Annotated in this window: 13 protein-coding genes; 11 read left to right on the forward strand and 2 right to left on the reverse strand. The window is 69.9% G+C overall.

Features of this window, described 5'->3' with window-relative positions; translation table 11 throughout:
• Positions 1-18: 18 nt before the first annotated feature.
• The gene (gene glnD / locus EPA99_RS00705) at positions 19-2649 is read right to left on the reverse strand and encodes a [protein-PII] uridylyltransferase (RefSeq protein WP_129469275.1); all 2631 of its coding nucleotides are present in this window, start codon (positions 2647-2649) and stop codon (positions 19-21) included.
• Entirely contained in the window at positions 2646-3422 is a 777-nt protein-coding gene (gene map / locus EPA99_RS00710) for a type I methionyl aminopeptidase (protein ID WP_129469276.1), read from the reverse strand. The genes glnD and map overlap by 4 nt, the downstream gene beginning before the upstream one ends.
• Before the next feature lie 223 nt (positions 3423-3645).
• Between map and EPA99_RS00715 the strand changes: the two genes are divergently transcribed.
• The 11 genes from EPA99_RS00715 to EPA99_RS00765 all read left to right on the forward strand — a co-directional run bounded on the left by EPA99_RS00715 (position 3646) and on the right by EPA99_RS00765 (position 14945).
• Complete coding sequence (locus EPA99_RS00715; protein WP_129469277.1) at positions 3646-4149, forward strand: Csu type fimbrial protein; 504 nt, start codon at positions 3646-3648, stop codon at positions 4147-4149.
• Between the two features lie 25 nt (positions 4150-4174).
• Entirely contained in the window at positions 4175-4906 is a 732-nt protein-coding gene (locus EPA99_RS00720; RefSeq protein WP_129469278.1) for a fimbrial biogenesis chaperone, read from the forward strand.
• A gap of 28 nt (positions 4907-4934) precedes the next feature.
• A complete protein-coding gene (locus EPA99_RS00725) occupies positions 4935-7211 on the forward strand; it encodes a fimbria/pilus outer membrane usher protein (protein ID WP_129469741.1) in 2277 nt (758 codons plus the stop codon).
• On the forward strand, positions 7208-8227 hold the full coding sequence (locus EPA99_RS00730; RefSeq protein WP_129469279.1) for a Csu type fimbrial protein: 1020 nt from the start codon (positions 7208-7210) through the stop codon (positions 8225-8227). The genes EPA99_RS00725 and EPA99_RS00730 overlap by 4 nt, the downstream gene beginning before the upstream one ends.
• 117 nt (positions 8228-8344) lie before the next feature.
• Complete coding sequence (locus EPA99_RS00735; RefSeq protein WP_129469280.1) at positions 8345-8650, forward strand: hypothetical protein; 306 nt, start codon at positions 8345-8347, stop codon at positions 8648-8650.
• Positions 8651-8664: 14 nt separating this feature from the next.
• Entirely contained in the window at positions 8665-9381 is a 717-nt protein-coding gene (locus EPA99_RS00740; RefSeq protein ID WP_129469281.1) for a fimbrial biogenesis chaperone, read from the forward strand.
• A 246-nt stretch (positions 9382-9627) separates the two neighbouring features.
• Entirely contained in the window at positions 9628-10407 is a 780-nt protein-coding gene (rpsB, locus tag EPA99_RS00745; protein ID WP_129469282.1) for a 30S ribosomal protein S2, read from the forward strand.
• 186 nt (positions 10408-10593) lie between these two features.
• A complete protein-coding gene (gene tsf, locus EPA99_RS00750) occupies positions 10594-11472 on the forward strand; it encodes a translation elongation factor Ts (RefSeq protein ID WP_129469283.1) in 879 nt (292 codons plus the stop codon).
• 188 nt (positions 11473-11660) lie between these two features.
• Positions 11661-13133, forward strand: a complete 1473-nt coding sequence (locus tag EPA99_RS00755) for a GGDEF domain-containing protein (RefSeq protein WP_129469284.1) — start codon at positions 11661-11663, stop codon at positions 13131-13133.
• Between the two features lie 121 nt (positions 13134-13254).
• Positions 13255-13977, forward strand: a complete 723-nt coding sequence (pyrH, locus tag EPA99_RS00760; RefSeq protein ID WP_129469285.1) for a UMP kinase — start codon at positions 13255-13257, stop codon at positions 13975-13977.
• Between the two features lie 44 nt (positions 13978-14021).
• Positions 14022-14945, forward strand: coding sequence for a cation diffusion facilitator family transporter (locus EPA99_RS00765; RefSeq protein ID WP_129469286.1), 924 nt, complete (start codon positions 14022-14024; stop codon positions 14943-14945).
• The last annotated feature ends 77 nt before the right edge of the window (positions 14946-15022 follow it).

The raw sequence follows: 15022 nt of genomic DNA on the forward strand, positions 1-15022 counted from the left end.
GGGTTCGAATGGATGAAATCAGAGGGTGGGAGATGGATCGAGCGCGGCGTGCAGCGCATCGCGCAACGCCCGCTGGGTCTCCGGGGACAGCGGCTGGTCGTGCTCGTCGCTGATCTCGAACACGTCCTCGGCGCGCTCGCCGAAGGTGGCGATGCGCGCATCGTGCACGCGCAGCTGCAGCTGGCGCAGCACCAGCGCCACCTGGGCCAGCAGGCCCGGGCGGTCGGCGGCCACCAGCTCCAGCACCGTGCGTTGTCCATCGCGCGTGGGCTGGAACTCCACGCGCGAGGGGAAGCGGAAATGCTTCAGCTGCCGCGGCAGCGCGCGCTGGCTGGCGCGCACCCGCTCCAGCACGCCGGCCAGCGCCTGGCGCAGGGCCGCGGCGGCCTGCCCGGGGTCGCGGGTGGCGTAATCCACCGTGGGCAGCACCTCGAAGGTATCGAACACCGTGCCGTTGGGCCCGACCAGCACGCGCGCCTGGTGGATGCCCAGGCCAAGCCGGTCCAGGGTGGCGACGATGGCCGCGAACAGCCCGTCGCGGTCCGGCGAGTGCACGAACACCTCCATCGCCTCGGCATCGTCGGCGATGTGTCGCGCCCGCACCAGCGTGTCGCCGGCCTGCACGTGCACCAGCGCCGCGGCCTGCCAGGCCAGCTGCTCGGGCCGGAAGCGCATGAAGCTCTCGGCCGGCATCTCCACGAACTGGCGATTGATGGTGGCATCGTCGAAGCCCTGCATGGTCATCAGCGCATGTGTGGCCTGGCGCCCTTCGGCCACGTGCGCCTCCACCGCCAGCGGCTGCTCCAGGCCCTCGCGCAGCACGCGGCGGGTGGCGAAGTACAGGTCCGCCAGCAGCCGGTCCTTCCAGGTGTTCCACAGCTTGGGGCTGGTGCCGGCGATGTCGGCGCAGGTCAGCAGGTACAGGTAATCCAGGCGCTCGCGTGAGCCGGTGGCCTGGGCGAAGCGGTGCACCACCTCCGGGTCGGCAATGTCCTGCTTCTGTGCGGTCACCGACATCTTCAGGTGCTGCTCCACCAGCCACACCACCAGTTCGGTATCGGGCGCGGCCACGGCGTGGGCCAGGCAGAACTCGCGCGCATCCACCGCGCCCAGCTCCGAGTGGTCGCCACCGCGCCCCTTGGCGATGTCGTGGAACAGCCCGCCCAGCAGCAGCAGCTCCGGCTTGCGCAGGCGCGGCCACACCTCGTGGGCGATGGAAAAGCGCTCATCGGCGCGCCCACTGGAAAACTGCGCCAGGTTGCGCAGCACCATCAGTGTGTGTTGGTCGACCGTGTAGACATGGAACAGATCGAACTGCATGCGCCCGGAGACGCGGGCGAAGGCCGGGATCCACTGCCCCAGCACGCCCAGCCGCGCCATCCGCGTGAGCGTCTGCACCGCGCGCGGGCCGCGCAGCAGCGCCATGAAGCCCGCACGCTGGGTCTCGGTGGCTTCCTGGAAGGCCGGCAGCCGCGGCAAGGCCTCGGCCAGCGCGCGCGCGGTGCCCGAATGCAGGCCGCGCACCTCCGGGTGCTGGGCCCAGGCGGCAAACAGCGCGAACACCTCGCCGACATCGCGGCGCGGCCAGTAGGCCTCGCGCGCGGTCAGGTAGCCGCGGCGCAGCTCGAAGCGCGCATCGAGCACCTCCGGCGCGGCCTCGCCATCAAACTGTTCCTCGAAGCGCTGCAGCAGCCGGTCGGTGACCCGGCGCACGATCGAGGCGCTGCGGTAGAAGCCCTGCATCATCTTTTCCACGCCCAGGCTCTGCGCGTCGTCGGCAAAGCCCAGGCGGGCGGCCAGCATCTTCTGGTAGTCGAAGCCCAGGCGCTCCTCCGGCCTGCGCGCCGCCAGGTGCAGGCCGTAGCGCAGCCGCGAGAGCTGATGGCGTTCGCGGCTCAGGGCGATGGCCTCGTCCGGGCCCAGGTGGCCCATGCCCACCAGCGGCTCGATCTCGCTGACGCCGAAGGCGCGCAGCGCCATCCAGCCCAGGGTGTGCAGATCGCGCAGGCCACCAGGGCCTTCCTTCAGATTGGGCTCCAGGTTGTCGGAGGTATCGCCGAAGCGCGCATGCCGCGCGGCCATCTCCTCGCGCTTGACCTGGAAGAACGCGCGCGCCGGCCACACCCGCTCCGGGGCAATGGCGCTGGCCAGCCGCGCGGTGGCCTGTGCATCGGCGATGAGCGGGCGCGCCTCCAGCAGCGCGGTCATCACGGTCTGGTCCTGCGCCGCCTGGGTGCACTGCGCGGGCGAGCGCACCGCATGGCCCAGCTTCAGGCCCAGGTCCCAGACCATGGCGAAGAAGCGCCCCAGCGCCTCGTGCCAGCGCGTCTGCGCCTCGGTCTGCGCCAGCACCAGCAAGTCCACGTCCGACTGCGGGAACAGCTCGCCGCGGCCGTAGCCGCCCACGGCGAACAGCGACAGCTGCGCGTCGGCCGGCAGGCAGCGCCGCCAGGCATCGACCAGCAACTGGTCCACCGCGCGGGCGCGCAGGGCCAGGATGCGCTCGATGTCGTCGCTATGGTCGTAGCGGCGCGAGAGCCGCGCGTCGGTGGCCGCCAGCTGGGCCTTGGCCTGGGCCGACCAGTCGGCGTCGGCCAGGCCGGGGCCGGCGGAGGTGTCCGCCTCGTGCGCGGCCCGGAACGTGCTCACAGATCGTTGTCGTCGCCCGGCACCCGGGTCAGGATCTCCACGCCGTCCTCGGTGACCGCCACGGTGTGCTCCCACTGCGCCGAGAGCTTGCGGTCCTTGGTCACCACGGTCCAGCCGTCGGGCAGGGTCTTGGTGTGGCGCGCGCCTTCGTTGATCATCGGCTCGATGGTGAAGGTCATGCCCGGCTTGAGCACCACGCCCTCGCCCGGCCGGCCGTAGTGCAGCACCTGCGGCTCGTCGTGGTAGACCTGGCCGATGCCGTGGCCGCAGTACTCGCGCACCACGCTGAAGCGCTCGCCCTCGGCGTACTGCTGGATCGCATGGCCCACATCGCCCAGGGTGGCGCCCGGCTTGACCGCGCGGATGCCGCGGAACATCGCCTCGCGGGTGACCTCCACCAGGCGCTTGGCCATCACCGAGGGGGTGCCGACCATGTACATGCGGCTGGTATCGCCATGCCAACCGTCCTTGATGACGGTCACGTCGATGTTGAGGATGTCGCCGTCCTTCAGCACCTTGGCCTCGCTCGGGATGCCGTGGCAGATCACGTTGTTCACCGAGGTGCAGACCGTGGCCGGGAAGCCGCGGTAGCCGACATTGGCGGGGATGGCGTTCTGAACCTTGACGATGTGGTCGTGGCAGATGCGGTCCAGCTCGGCGGTGGTGACACCCGGCTTGACATGGGGGGCGACGACCTGCAGCACCTCGGCGGCCAGGCGGCCGGCGACGCGCATCTTTTCCAGGTCCGCGGCAGTCTTCAGTTTGATGCTCATGGCGCCATTATCGCCGATTGGGCGCTGCTGAATGCAGGGGTCCGGACAGGACCCGCTGTCGCGGTTTCCGGCGCGCGCCTCGTCGGACTTCCGCCACCGCCCGTATGAAGCGGATTGTCTTTCGCATCAAAAACTTGCGCTCCATCCCGCACCGCAAAGTGGCATGTCCTTTGCCTCGTGCAGGCCAGGCGCGGAGCCCCGTGCCCCTTCACGAGGAACGACCATGAGCAAGTTTTCCCGCCTGTTGCTGGTACTGGTGCTGTCCGGCGGCAGCGCCACCTGCCTGGCCCAGGGCAGCGACTCGCGTACCTTCAACGTGCGCATCCAGATCAACAGCATCTGCGACATCCAGACCGCCCCCACCGACGTGGACTTCGGCGCGGTCAATTCCACCGCCACGGCGATCAACACCACCGGCACGTTGAATGTGCGGTGCACCACCGGCACGCCTTACAACATCGCGCTCAACCCCGGCACCGGCACCGGCGCCACCGTGAGCACGCGCACCATGGGCAGCAGCGACGCGACCAACACCGCGCGCGTGCCCTACGCGCTGTACCGCGACTCCGGCCGCAGCCAGAACTGGGGCTCGACCATCGGCACCGACACGCTTTCCGGGACAGGCAGCGGCGCATTGCAGGCCCTGACTGTGTACGGTCGGGTCCCGAGCGCCAACTATCCGGCCGGCACCTACAGCGACGTGGTCACTGCCACGGTCACCTGGTAAACGGCGCGCTTGGAGGAGTCAGGGCATGGCACGTTTCCGGCTTGGTCGCTCCCTGTGGATGCTGCCGCTGCTGCTTGTCACGGGGCAGGCATTGGCCGCCAGCCTGCAGGTGGCACCCACCTCGCTGCGCCTGAGCGCGCAGGAGACCGCGCAGGGGCTGTGGCTGAGCAATACCAGCGATGCGCCGCTGCACGCGCAGGTACGGGTGTTCCGCTGGCGCCAGATCGAGGGCGAGGACGTGCTGGAACCGACCGAGGAGGTCGCCATCAGCCCGCCGATGCTGCAGCTGGCCCCGCACTCGCAGCAGCTGGTGCGGGTGGTTCGCCTGTCCGAAGCTCCGGCCGCGACCGAGGGCAGCTATCGCGTGCTGGTGGATGAACTGCCGGTCGAAGGCGCCGGACGCCAGGCGGCCTCGGGCCTGCAGTTCGTGCTGCGCTATTCGGTGCCGGTGTTCGTGGCGCCGACGGCCGCCGAGGCCGCCCCCCGCCTGTCCGCGCAGGTGGTGGTGGAGGACGGCAAGCGCATGCTGGAAGTGCACAACACCGGCGGCATGCACGCCCAGCTGGTGGACCTGGAGCTCGCCCCGGCCGCCGGCGGCAGCCAGCGCATCGTCGCCGGGCTGGCCGGCTACGTGCTGCCCGGCACGCACCGGCGCTGGCCGCTGCCGGAGGCCGCTCCAGACGATGCCCAGGCCAGCTTCAAGGCCAAGATCAACGGCGAGGCACAGGCACGTGACCTGGGCAGCAAGGCGCAATGAACTCCTGCTCGCCGCTGCCCTGCCCTGGATGCTGGCCGTGCCGGCCAGCGCCCAGCAGGGCGCGCCCAGCCTGCAGTCCGAAACGCTGTTCCTGGAAGTGACGCTCAACCAGACCCGCAAGCCCGGCCTGTATCGCTTCCAGCGCGATGGCCAGCGCCTGTCGGCCACCGCGCTGACCCTGCAGCAGCTCGGCCTGCGCCTGCCCGACCACGCACCGCAGGACCTGGTGGCCCTGGACGCGCTGGGCGGACTGCATTTCGCCTACGACGCGGCGCTGCAGCGGATCGGGATCGATGTGCCGGTGGCGCTGCTCGATGCCGCCGTGACCCGGCTGGCGCCGCAGGCGGACCCCTTGCAGGCCGGCGCGACCAGCTCGCCGGGCGCGCTGCTCGACTACGACCTGTTCGCCAGCCACCAGCAGGCCGCCAGCAACCTCACCGGCGCGGCAGAACTGCGCGCGTTCGGCTTGGGCAACGGTTTGTTCCGGCAATCGGCGATTGCCGGCACCTCGCGGACCGCCGGCCAGGCCTGGCACGGCCAGATGGTGCGCCTGGACACGCAGGGGCAGTGGAACTTCCCCGAGCGCATGGTCACGGTGACCGTGGGCGATACCTTGAGCAGCAGCCTGTCCTGGAGCCGCACCCTGCGCCTGGGCGGCCTGCGCATCGGTCGGGATTTCGGCCTGCAGCCGGCGCGCAGCATCAGCCCGCTGCCCGAATTCCTCGGCGAGGCGGCCGTGCCCTCCAGCGTGGACCTGTACATCAACGGCATCCGCCAGTACGGCGCGCAGGTCCCCGCCGGGCCGTTCCAGCTCGGCGGCATCCCGGGCGTGGATGGCGCCGGCAATGCGCAGCTGGTGATCACCGATGCTTTCGGCCGCACGCGCACGATCGATTTCCCCTTCTACGCCAGCCAGGACCTGCTCGATGGCGGGCTGAGCGACTGGTCCTTTGCCGTCGGTCATGTGCGCCGTGGCTATGGACTGGACTCCTTCGACTACGACCGCCGCCTGGCGGCCTCGGCCAGCTGGCGGCGCGGGCTCAGCGACCGCCTGACCGCCGAAGCCCATGCCGAGGCCAGCGGCGCAGTCGCCAACGCCGGGGCCGGCGCGATCTGGCTGGTCGAGCGCGCTGGCGTGTTCAGCGCCTCGCTGGCCGGCAGCCAGGCCGATGGCCGCTCGGGCCAGCAGTACGCCCTGGCCTGGCGCTGGAACACCGGTCGCTACAACCTGGCGCTGGATACCCAGCGCACCCGCGGCGACTACCGCGATGTGGCCTCCCTCCACGGCGCCGCGCCGCCACAGGTGAGCGAGCGCGCCCTGGCCGGCGTCAACGTCGGCGGACTCGGCAACTTCAGCCTGAGCTATGTCCGCGCCCAGTACGCGGGGTTGGACCGGGCCCGCTATGCCAGCCTGTTCTGGTCGCGCAGCCTGTTCGATACCAGCGCGGTCAACTTCTCGCTCAACCAGAATCTGGAAGACCGCCGCGACCGCAGCCTCTACCTGGGCTGGACCATCGCACTGGGCACGCAGCACCAGGCCGGCGCCTCCTGGCAGCGGGCCAACGGGCGCGATGTCCTGGCTGCCGACGTCAGCCGCGCCACCCCCACCGACGGCGGCCGCGGGTGGCGCGTGCAGGCCCGCGCAGGCGCAGGCAATGCCGGCGGCCTGGCCGAATCGCGCTGGCGCCTGCAGCACGGCAACTACGCCGCCGGCATCGCCAGCCTGGGCGGGGACACTTACGGCTATGCCGAGGCCTCCGGCGGCCTGGTCGGCATGGGCGGCCGCTGGTTCGCCAGCCGCGAACTGGACCAGGCCTTCGCACTGGTGGAAACCGGCGTGGCCGGAGTGCCCGTACGCCTGCAGAACCGCACCATCGGCGTGACCGACCGCGAAGGACGCCTGCTGATCACCCCGCTCAATCCCTGGCAGCGCAACGAGGTGTCGATCGACCCGATGGACCTGCCCCTGGAGCTGCGGCCGGAACGGGTGCAGCAGGTCGTGGTCCCGCGCGGCGGCACCGGCACGCGCGTGCAGTTTCCGATCCGCCGCGTGCATGCCGCGCTGATCGTGCTGCACGATGCCCAGGGCCAGCCACTGCCGGTCGGCAGCCAGGTCGCCGTGGAGGGAGGCGGTGGCACCTCGGTGGTGGGCTACGACGGGGAAACCTACCTGGAGTTCCTCGGCGATGGCAGCACCCTCCTGCAGGTCGAGCTGCCGCAGGGGCGTTGCCAGGCCCGCTTCGACTATCCAAAAGCCTCGGGCCTGCCGCGCATCGGCCCGCTGCGCTGCGAGGCCACGCCATGACCCTGCCGCGCGCCCTGGGCTGGCTGCTCGCGCTGGCCTTGAGCCTGCTGGCCTTCGATGGCCAGGCCACCACCACCTGCAGCGCCCAGGTCAGCACCGTGGCCTTCGGCAACGTCTCGGCCACGGCCAGTACCGACACGACTGCGGCGATCACCGTGACCTGCACCACTGGCGCGGTCTCGGTGCTGGGCGCGGTGATGGTGCGCATGTGCCTGAACATCGGCGAGGGCGCGCAGGGCGGCGGCCTGGGCATCACCCCGCGCCGGCTGGTCAACGCCCAGTCCGACAGCCTGCAGATGCAGCTCTACAAGGACGCGGCGCGCACGCAGGTGTGGGGCAGCAGCCTGGTCGGCGCCTCGGCCACGCCCTTGCAGTTCGACCTGGGCTACGCGGTGCCCTTGCTCGGCGGCAGCGGCAGCATCAGCCAGACCCTGTATGCGCGCATTCCGCTGCAGGCCGGACTTGCCGTGGGCAGCGATTACCTCAACCAGTTCGCAGGCGGCACCACGCTGCTGCAGTACCAGTACAACGAGCCCCTCATCGGCGGTGCGCCCATCCCGGCCAGTTGCACCGCCGGCGGCCTGGGCGGCGGCAGCGCGGCGGTGGCCTTCAACGCCACCGCCGGCGTGCCCAGCCTGTGCAGCATCTCGGCAGCCAGCGACCTGGACTTCAGCGCCCAGCCAGGCATCTTCGCCACGAACCGCGACTACACCTCCACCCTGTCAATGAACTGCCGACGCCGCACCGCCTGGCAGATCGGGCTGAACAACGGTCAGAACGCGGCCGGCACCACCCGGCGCATGGCCAATGCCGCCAAGACCGCCTTCGTGCCCTACGAGCTGTATCGCAACAGCCCACGCACCCAGCGCTGGGGCAACACGCTCAACACCGACACGCTCAGCGGCACCGGCAGCGGCGGCAGCGAGAACTTCATCATCTACGGCCGCGTCCCGGGCCCGCAGAACCTCGCGCCGGGCAGCTACAGCGACGTGGTCACGGTGACGGTCACGTACTGACCTGCGCGGCCTGCCGGTCATCCGCGGGGCGCTGGGACGGCCTTCAAGTTCCTCCGGGCCGCGCCGTTAACCTGGGCATCCCTTCCCGCCGGCGCCCGGATGAAACCCTCCGCACGCATGTCCCCAGCGCTCGCCTGGGCCCTGCTGCCCACCCTGGCCGCCTCCGGCGTCGTCCTGGCCCAGGACGGCAGCCAGGCCGCCGGCAGCGCGATCTTCCGGATCGGCATCACCCTGGTGCGCTCTTGCGAGCTACGTACCGATCCGGCCGCCGCGATCACCTGCACGCGCCCGGTGCCCTACCGTCTGGGCCCCCAGCCGCAGGCCGCGCTGCCGCAGCTGGACGCGCTGACGCCGCCATCGCCCCAGCGCCCGCCACAGGCGGACGCCGGCACCGAGTCGCGCTTTGACACCTTCACCTTCTGACGGACCGGGCCCCCATGCACCGACGCTCACGCGTACGCCTGTCGGCCCTGCTGCTGGGCGCAGCCCTGGCGCAGGCCCAGGCCGCCGGCGTGCGCGTGGCGCCGATCACCGTGAACATTCCGGCAGAAGGCGACCAGGCCAGCGTCTGGTTGAGCAACGGCCAGGCCGAGCCCTGGCATGCCGAGGCCCGGCTGTACCGCTGGCGGCAGCACCAGGGCCGTGACCTGCTGGAACCGGCCACCGATGTGGTCCTCAGCCCGCGCTGGCTGGAGATTCCCGCCAACGGCCACCAGCTCGTCCGCCTGGTCCGGACCACCGCCGCACCGGACCAGACCGAAGGCGCCTATCGCCTGGTGGTGGAAGAGCGCAGCGACCCGCAGGTCGTGGGCAGGCGCCTGATCCGCTACTCGGCGCCGGTGTTCGCCCTGCCCACGACCGCACTACCGGCGCTGCCGACGCTGGAGACCCGGGTGGAGGAGAATGCCGAGGGCGCGGCGGTGATCATCCGCAACAGCGGGCGCCAGCATGCCCGGATCGCCGATCTCAGCTTCCACGGCACCCGCGGCACGCAGCGCCTGCTCTTCCCCAGCCTGGCCGGCTACGTGCTTCCGGGCCAGGAACTGCGCTGGCCCCTGCCCGGCCCGGCCGAATCCTTCGCCGGCGGCCATTTCAATGCCCGCGTCAACGGCCAGCCCGACGCGCAGGACCTGCCCTCGGCCCAGGCGCGCTGACCCCCGGTTTGCAGCGGATCGGCCGCGCCGGCTATACTTCCGCGGCTGAGTGGGCCGATCCCTATCCCGCTCAGCGCGCCGACACCGGGCGTCACCGGTGAATTCACACCTGCTACCCCCTACCCGCGCCGGGGTGCTCGACATCAGTCGGGTTCGGTCGCGTCAGGCAGCAGGGAGGCCCAACCCCGGAACCATCAGGACCGCACTCACGACCGCGGCCGGTTCCACGACTTTGGAGTTCGTTCCATGCCCCAGATCACCATGCGCCAGATGCTGGAAGCCGGCGTCCATTTCGGTCACCAGACCCGTTACTGGAACCCGAAGATGGCCCCGTACATCTTCGGTGCCCGCGGCAAGATCCACATCATCAACCTGGAAAAGACCCTGCCGCTGTTCAACGACGCGATGAACTTCATCAGCGGCGTGGCGCAGAAGCGCGGCACCATCCTGTTCCTGGGCACCAAGCGCAGCGCGCGCGATTCCATCAAGGAAGAAGCCGAGCGTTGCGGCATGCCGTTCATGACCCAGCGCTGGCTGGGCGGCACCCTGACCAACTTCGCCACGGTGAAGAAGTCGGTGGCGCGCCTGAAGGAGCTGGAAGCGGCCGAAACCGACGGCACCTTCGGCAAGCTGGTCAAGCACGAAGTGCTGGGCCTGCGCCGCGAGCGCGAGAAGCTGCTGGCCTCGCTGGGCGGCATCAAGGAAATGAACCGCCTGCCCGACGCCCTGTTCGTGATCGACATCGGCCATGAAGACATCGCCATCAAGGAAGCCAAGAAGCTCGGCATCCCGGTGATCGCCGTGGTCGACTCCAACTACGATCCGGCCCTGGTCGACTACGCCATCCCGGGCAACGACGACGCCATCCGCGCCGTGCAGCTGTACGCCCGCGCCGCCGCCGACGCCGTGCTGGAAGGCAAGGCCGCTTCCCCGAACGCCGCCACCGTGCGCGAGGAAGAGTTCGCCGAAGGCGACAAGAAGGCCCCGCGCAAGGGCAAGAAGTCCGAAGAAGCCGCCGCGGAGTAATTGCCGCGCAATGCCGGCGCGCCACCCTGCGCGTCGGCATCCCTCTTTTGGCCTTGCGGCTGACGCGATACCGCAGCACCCGACATTTTCCGCATACGCCCTGGCGAGCGAGCCGCCGCGCAATGGCGCGATCGCCCCCGCACCTGGGCCTTGCGATCCGATACATCACCCTTGAGGAGTCATCCCATGGAAATCACCGCTTCCCTGGTCAAAGAACTGCGCGAGCGCACCGGCGCCGGCATGATGGAGTGCAAGAAGGCGCTCACCGAAAACGGCGGCGACATCGACGCTTCCGCTGAATGGCTGCGCAAGTCCGGCTTGGCCAAGGCCGACAAGAAGGCCGACCGCGTCGCCGCCGAGGGCCGCATCGCCGCCGCCCAGTCCGGCAACAAGGCCGTGCTGGTCGAGATCAACTCAGAGACCGACTTCGTCGCCAAGGACAGCAACTTCATCGCATTCACCGACGCCGTCGCCCAGGCCGCCTTGGCCTCCAGCGCCGCCGACGTCGAGGTGCTGAAGTCGGCCAAGCTGCCGGCCGGCGAGACCGTGGAAGAGTCCCGCGCCGCCGCCATCGCCAAGCTGGGCGAGAACATCCTGATCCGTCGCCTGGTCGCCATCGACAGCAGCAACACCGTGGCCGCCTACGTCCACGGCGGCAAGATCGGCGTGCTGGTCGAGCTGGCCGGCGGCGACGCCGAGCTGGCCCGTGGCCTGGCCATGCACGTGGCCGCGATGAACCCGCCCCACAACAAGGCCAGCGACGTGCCGGCCGAGTTCGTGGCCAAGGAAAAGGAAATCGAACTGGCCAAGATGTCCGAGAAGGACAAGTCCAAGCCGGCCGACATCCTGGAGAAGATCATCAGCGGCAAGATCAACAAGATCGTCAGCGAAGTGACCCTGTACGGCCAGCCCTACGTGCTGGACACCAACCAGACCGTCGAGCAGGTGCTGAAGGCCGCCGGCGCCGAGGTGGTGGGCTTCCAGCGCCTGGCCGTTGGCGAGGGCATCGAGAAGGTGGTGGAAGACTACGCCGCCGAAGTGATGAAGCAGGCCGGCCTGGCCTGATCCCGAGGTTGCATCGGGAACGAAAACCGCGGCGTGAGTCGCGGTTTTTTTTTTGACTCCACGCTAGGCGGCACAATCCGTGGAGGCTAAAGTTCTCGCATACTTAGCCGATGTTGCTGACGTAGCGGGACAGGGAGCCCGCGGAAGCCCGCTCCTCCTTGCCCCTTCAAGAGAAGTCACCCGATCCAATGCGCGCCGATCTCGAACTTGAGCTGCAGCACTGCCGCGGCCTGCCCAGCCCGCCCGGCGTAGCGCTGCGGATCATCCAGCTGGCGCAGGACCCGGATGCCATCATGGCCACCGCGTCCAACCTGATCGGCCTGGACGTGGCCCTGAGCGCGCGCATGCTGCGCATCGCCAACTCGCCGCTGTACGCCAGCCGTCGCCGGGTCGAGAACCTGAGCCAGGCGCTGACCCTGCTGGGGCTCAACGCCACCCTGACCCTGGCCCTGGGCTTCAGCCTGGCGCGGCAGATGTCCCAGCCCGGGACGATGTCACCGCGCGACCGCATCTGGAAGCGCAGCGTGGTGGCCGCCCTGGCCGCGCGCGTGCTGGGCGAGCGCGTGGGCACGCGCCAGCTGGAGGAACTCATGCTGGCCGGCCTGCTGCAGGACATCGGCGTGCTGGCGCTGGGGCAGCTGTATCCGGAGGAATACCTGCCGCTGCTGGAACAGGCGCAGGGCAATGTCGGCCTGCTGCAGGCCGAGCGCGATGCCTTCGGCACCGACCATGCCGAGATCGGCATGAAGCTGACCCGCTATTGGAACCTGCCCGACCTGCTCTGCGATGCCATCGGCCTGAGCGAATCCGACGGCGCCCTGCCCGAGTTCCAGGCCTGCATCCGCCTGTCCGGGCTGATCGCCGACATCTGGCTCACCCCGGACACCGAGCTGGCCCACAGTCGTGCGCAGGCCGCCTGCGTGAGCCAGCTGTCGATGGATCCTGGCCAGTTCAACAGCGCCGTGGACGATGTGCGCACCATGCTGCCGGACGTGTGCGAGATCTTCGACGTGCACATCCCCAGCCCCTCGCGCATCCAGGCCATCCTGGAGGAGGCCAAGGAGCTGACCCAGCTGCGCACCCTGCGCGATGTGCAGGAAGCCGCCCGCGCGCGCAAGGAAGCCGACGAATTCGAAGGCCACGCCAAGCGCCTGGCTGAGGAAGTCAGGCGCGATGCGCTGACTGGCATCTTCAACCGCGCCCAGCTGGAAAAGGTGCTGGAGATGGAGTTCGACGCCGCCCAGCGCCATGGCTGGCCGCTGTCGGTGGCCTTCATCGACCTGGACCACTTCAAGAAGGTCAACGACCGCTGGGGCCACCTGGTGGGTGACGAGGTGCTGCGCAACTTCGCCCAGGCCCTGCAGGTCTACCTGCGCGGCAGCGACATCGTGGCCCGCTATGGCGGCGAGGAGTTCATGATCGTGCTGCCGGGGATCGATGCCTCCGCCGCCGCCAAGGTGGTGCAGCGCATCCTGGCCGAGATCACCCGCCTGCCGATGACCACCGTCGACGGCGAGCCGCTGCATGTGACCTTCTCCGCGGGCCTGGCCACCCAGGGCCCGGGCGCCCCGTTCCCCACCATCGAAGCCTTGCTCACCAGTGCCGACCAGGCCCTGTACGTGGCCAAGCGCGATGGCCGCAACCGCGTGGTCGGCGCCTGAGCCAGCCCGGCGCAGGAGACGCCAGGGGTATTCCATGCACGCATGATCCAAGGATCGTGCTGTGCGCACCTGATGGGCTGGAGTAAACTTGCGCTCATCCCCCTGCCTGGTCAGACCGCCTATGAAACCGCTCGCCTATCGCCGTGTGCTGCTGAAACTCTCGGGCGAGGCGTTGATGGGTTCGTTGGATTACGGCATCGACCCGGCGGTGATCGGACGCATCGCCCGCGAGATCATCGAGGCCCGCGAGGCCGGCGCGGAGATCGCGCTGGTGATCGGCGGCGGCAACATCTTCCGCGGCGCCGGCCTGGCCGCAGGCGGCATGGACCGGGTGACCGGCGACCAGATGGGCATGCTGGCCACGGTCATCAACGCGCTGGCCATGCAGGACGCACTGGAAAAGCTGGGCGGGCGCGTGCGGGTGATGAGCGCGATCAAGATCAACGACGTGTGCGAGGACTACATCCGCCGCCGCGCCGTGCGCCACCTGGAGAAGGGCCGCATCGCGATCTTCGCCGCCGGCACCGGCAACCCGTTCTTCACCACCGACTCGGGCGCGGCGCTGCGCGCGATCGAGATCGACGCCGACCTGCTGCTGAAGGCCACCAAGGTGGACGGCGTCTACGACAAGGACCCCAGCAAGCACGCCGACGCGGTGCGCTACGACCAGCTCACCTACGACCAGGTCATTACCCAGAACCTGCAGGTCATGGACACGGCGGCCTTTGCCCTGTGCCGCGACAGCGACGTGCCGCTGCGCATCTACGATCTGTCCGAGCCGGGCAACCTGATGCGCATCCTGCAGGGCGAGCCGATCGGCACCCTGGTGCAGGGCCGCAGCTGAGCGATGTGATTGTGTCCGCGATGCCGCCGCGACAGGCTTGAGCCATGCACGCGCATCATCACGGACACGGACACGACCACGCGCACGGATCGGCCACGCGGACCTTCGCCGCGATCACGCTGATCAACCTGGCCTACACCGCGCTGGAGGCCGGCTACGGCTTCTACACCAACTCCCTGGCGCTGCTGTCCGACGCCCTGCACAACCTGGGCGACGTGGCCGGGCTGGCCCTGGCCTGGGGCGCGGCCGCGCTGGCGCGTCGCCGCCCCACCGAGCGCCACACCTACGGCTGGCGCCGCGCCACGCTGCTGTCGCCGCTGGCCAACGCGATCCTGCTGATGGTGTTCTCCGGCGCGCTGGGCTGGGAGGCGGTGCGCCGCTTCTCGCAGCCGCCGTCGGTGCCCGGGCTGACGGTGATGGTGGTGGCCGCCATCGGCATCGCGGTCAACCTGGGGGCGGCCTGGCTGGTGCGCGATGGCCACCAGCACGATCTCAACCGCAAGGGCGCCTTCCTGCACCTGATGGCCGATGCGGCCGTGTCCCTGGCCGCGGTACTGGCCGGGGCCGGCATGCTGGCCTTCGGCTGGACCCTGCTCGATCCGCTGACCGCCCTGCTGGTGGGCGTGGTCATCGCCATCGGCACCTATGGCCTGCTGCGCGACAGCTTCAACGCCGCCATGGATGCGGTGCCGGAGAACATCGACCAGCCCCGCGTGCAGGCCTTCCTCGCCGCCCAGCCGGGGGTGAAAGCGGTCCACCACCTGCATATCTGGCCGCTGGGCGCCGGCGAGATCGCCCTGACCGCGCACCTGGTGCGGCCGGACAAGGGCGACCACGACGCGTTCATCGACCGCATCACCCATGCGCTGGACCATGAGTTCGGCATCAACCACCCGACCCTGCAGATCGAGCACGGCGGCGGCTGCGAACACGACCGCCACGACCCCGCGCCGCACCATTCCCACTGAACCGGTACGGCAGCCACGGCCCGGCCGGGGGCGCGATTGACCTATAATCCCGGGTTGGCAGAGACAGGGTGGAGCCC

The sequence above is a fragment of the Pseudoxanthomonas composti genome (assembly GCF_004122095.1).
GTDB classification, from domain to species: domain Bacteria; phylum Pseudomonadota; class Gammaproteobacteria; order Xanthomonadales; family Xanthomonadaceae; genus Pseudoxanthomonas_A; species Pseudoxanthomonas_A composti.

What these genes read in the sequence shown, in the direction of transcription:
- EPA99_RS00720 (WP_129469278.1), top strand. Translation starts at nt 4,175, where the DNA reads ATGGCACGTTTCCGGCTTGGTCGCTCCCTGTGGATGCTGCCGCTGCTG.
- pyrH (WP_129469285.1), top strand. Translation starts at nt 13,255, where the DNA reads ATGAAACCGCTCGCCTATCGCCGTGTGCTGCTGAAACTCTCGGGCGAG.
- rpsB (WP_129469282.1), top strand. Translation starts at nt 9,628, where the DNA reads ATGCCCCAGATCACCATGCGCCAGATGCTGGAAGCCGGCGTCCATTTC.
- EPA99_RS00725 (WP_129469741.1), top strand. Translation starts at nt 4,935, where the DNA reads ATGCTGGCCGTGCCGGCCAGCGCCCAGCAGGGCGCGCCCAGCCTGCAG.
- EPA99_RS00715 (WP_129469277.1), top strand. Translation starts at nt 3,646, where the DNA reads ATGAGCAAGTTTTCCCGCCTGTTGCTGGTACTGGTGCTGTCCGGCGGC.
- EPA99_RS00735 (WP_129469280.1), top strand. Translation starts at nt 8,345, where the DNA reads ATGTCCCCAGCGCTCGCCTGGGCCCTGCTGCCCACCCTGGCCGCCTCC.
- EPA99_RS00740 (WP_129469281.1), top strand. Translation starts at nt 8,665, where the DNA reads ATGCACCGACGCTCACGCGTACGCCTGTCGGCCCTGCTGCTGGGCGCA.
- EPA99_RS00765 (WP_129469286.1), top strand. Translation starts at nt 14,022, where the DNA reads ATGCACGCGCATCATCACGGACACGGACACGACCACGCGCACGGATCG.
- map (WP_129469276.1), bottom strand. Translation starts at nt 3,422, where the DNA reads ATGAGCATCAAACTGAAGACTGCCGCGGACCTGGAAAAGATGCGCGTC.
- tsf (WP_129469283.1), top strand. Translation starts at nt 10,594, where the DNA reads ATGGAAATCACCGCTTCCCTGGTCAAAGAACTGCGCGAGCGCACCGGC.
- EPA99_RS00755 (WP_129469284.1), top strand. Translation starts at nt 11,661, where the DNA reads ATGCGCGCCGATCTCGAACTTGAGCTGCAGCACTGCCGCGGCCTGCCC.
- EPA99_RS00730 (WP_129469279.1), top strand. Translation starts at nt 7,208, where the DNA reads ATGACCCTGCCGCGCGCCCTGGGCTGGCTGCTCGCGCTGGCCTTGAGC.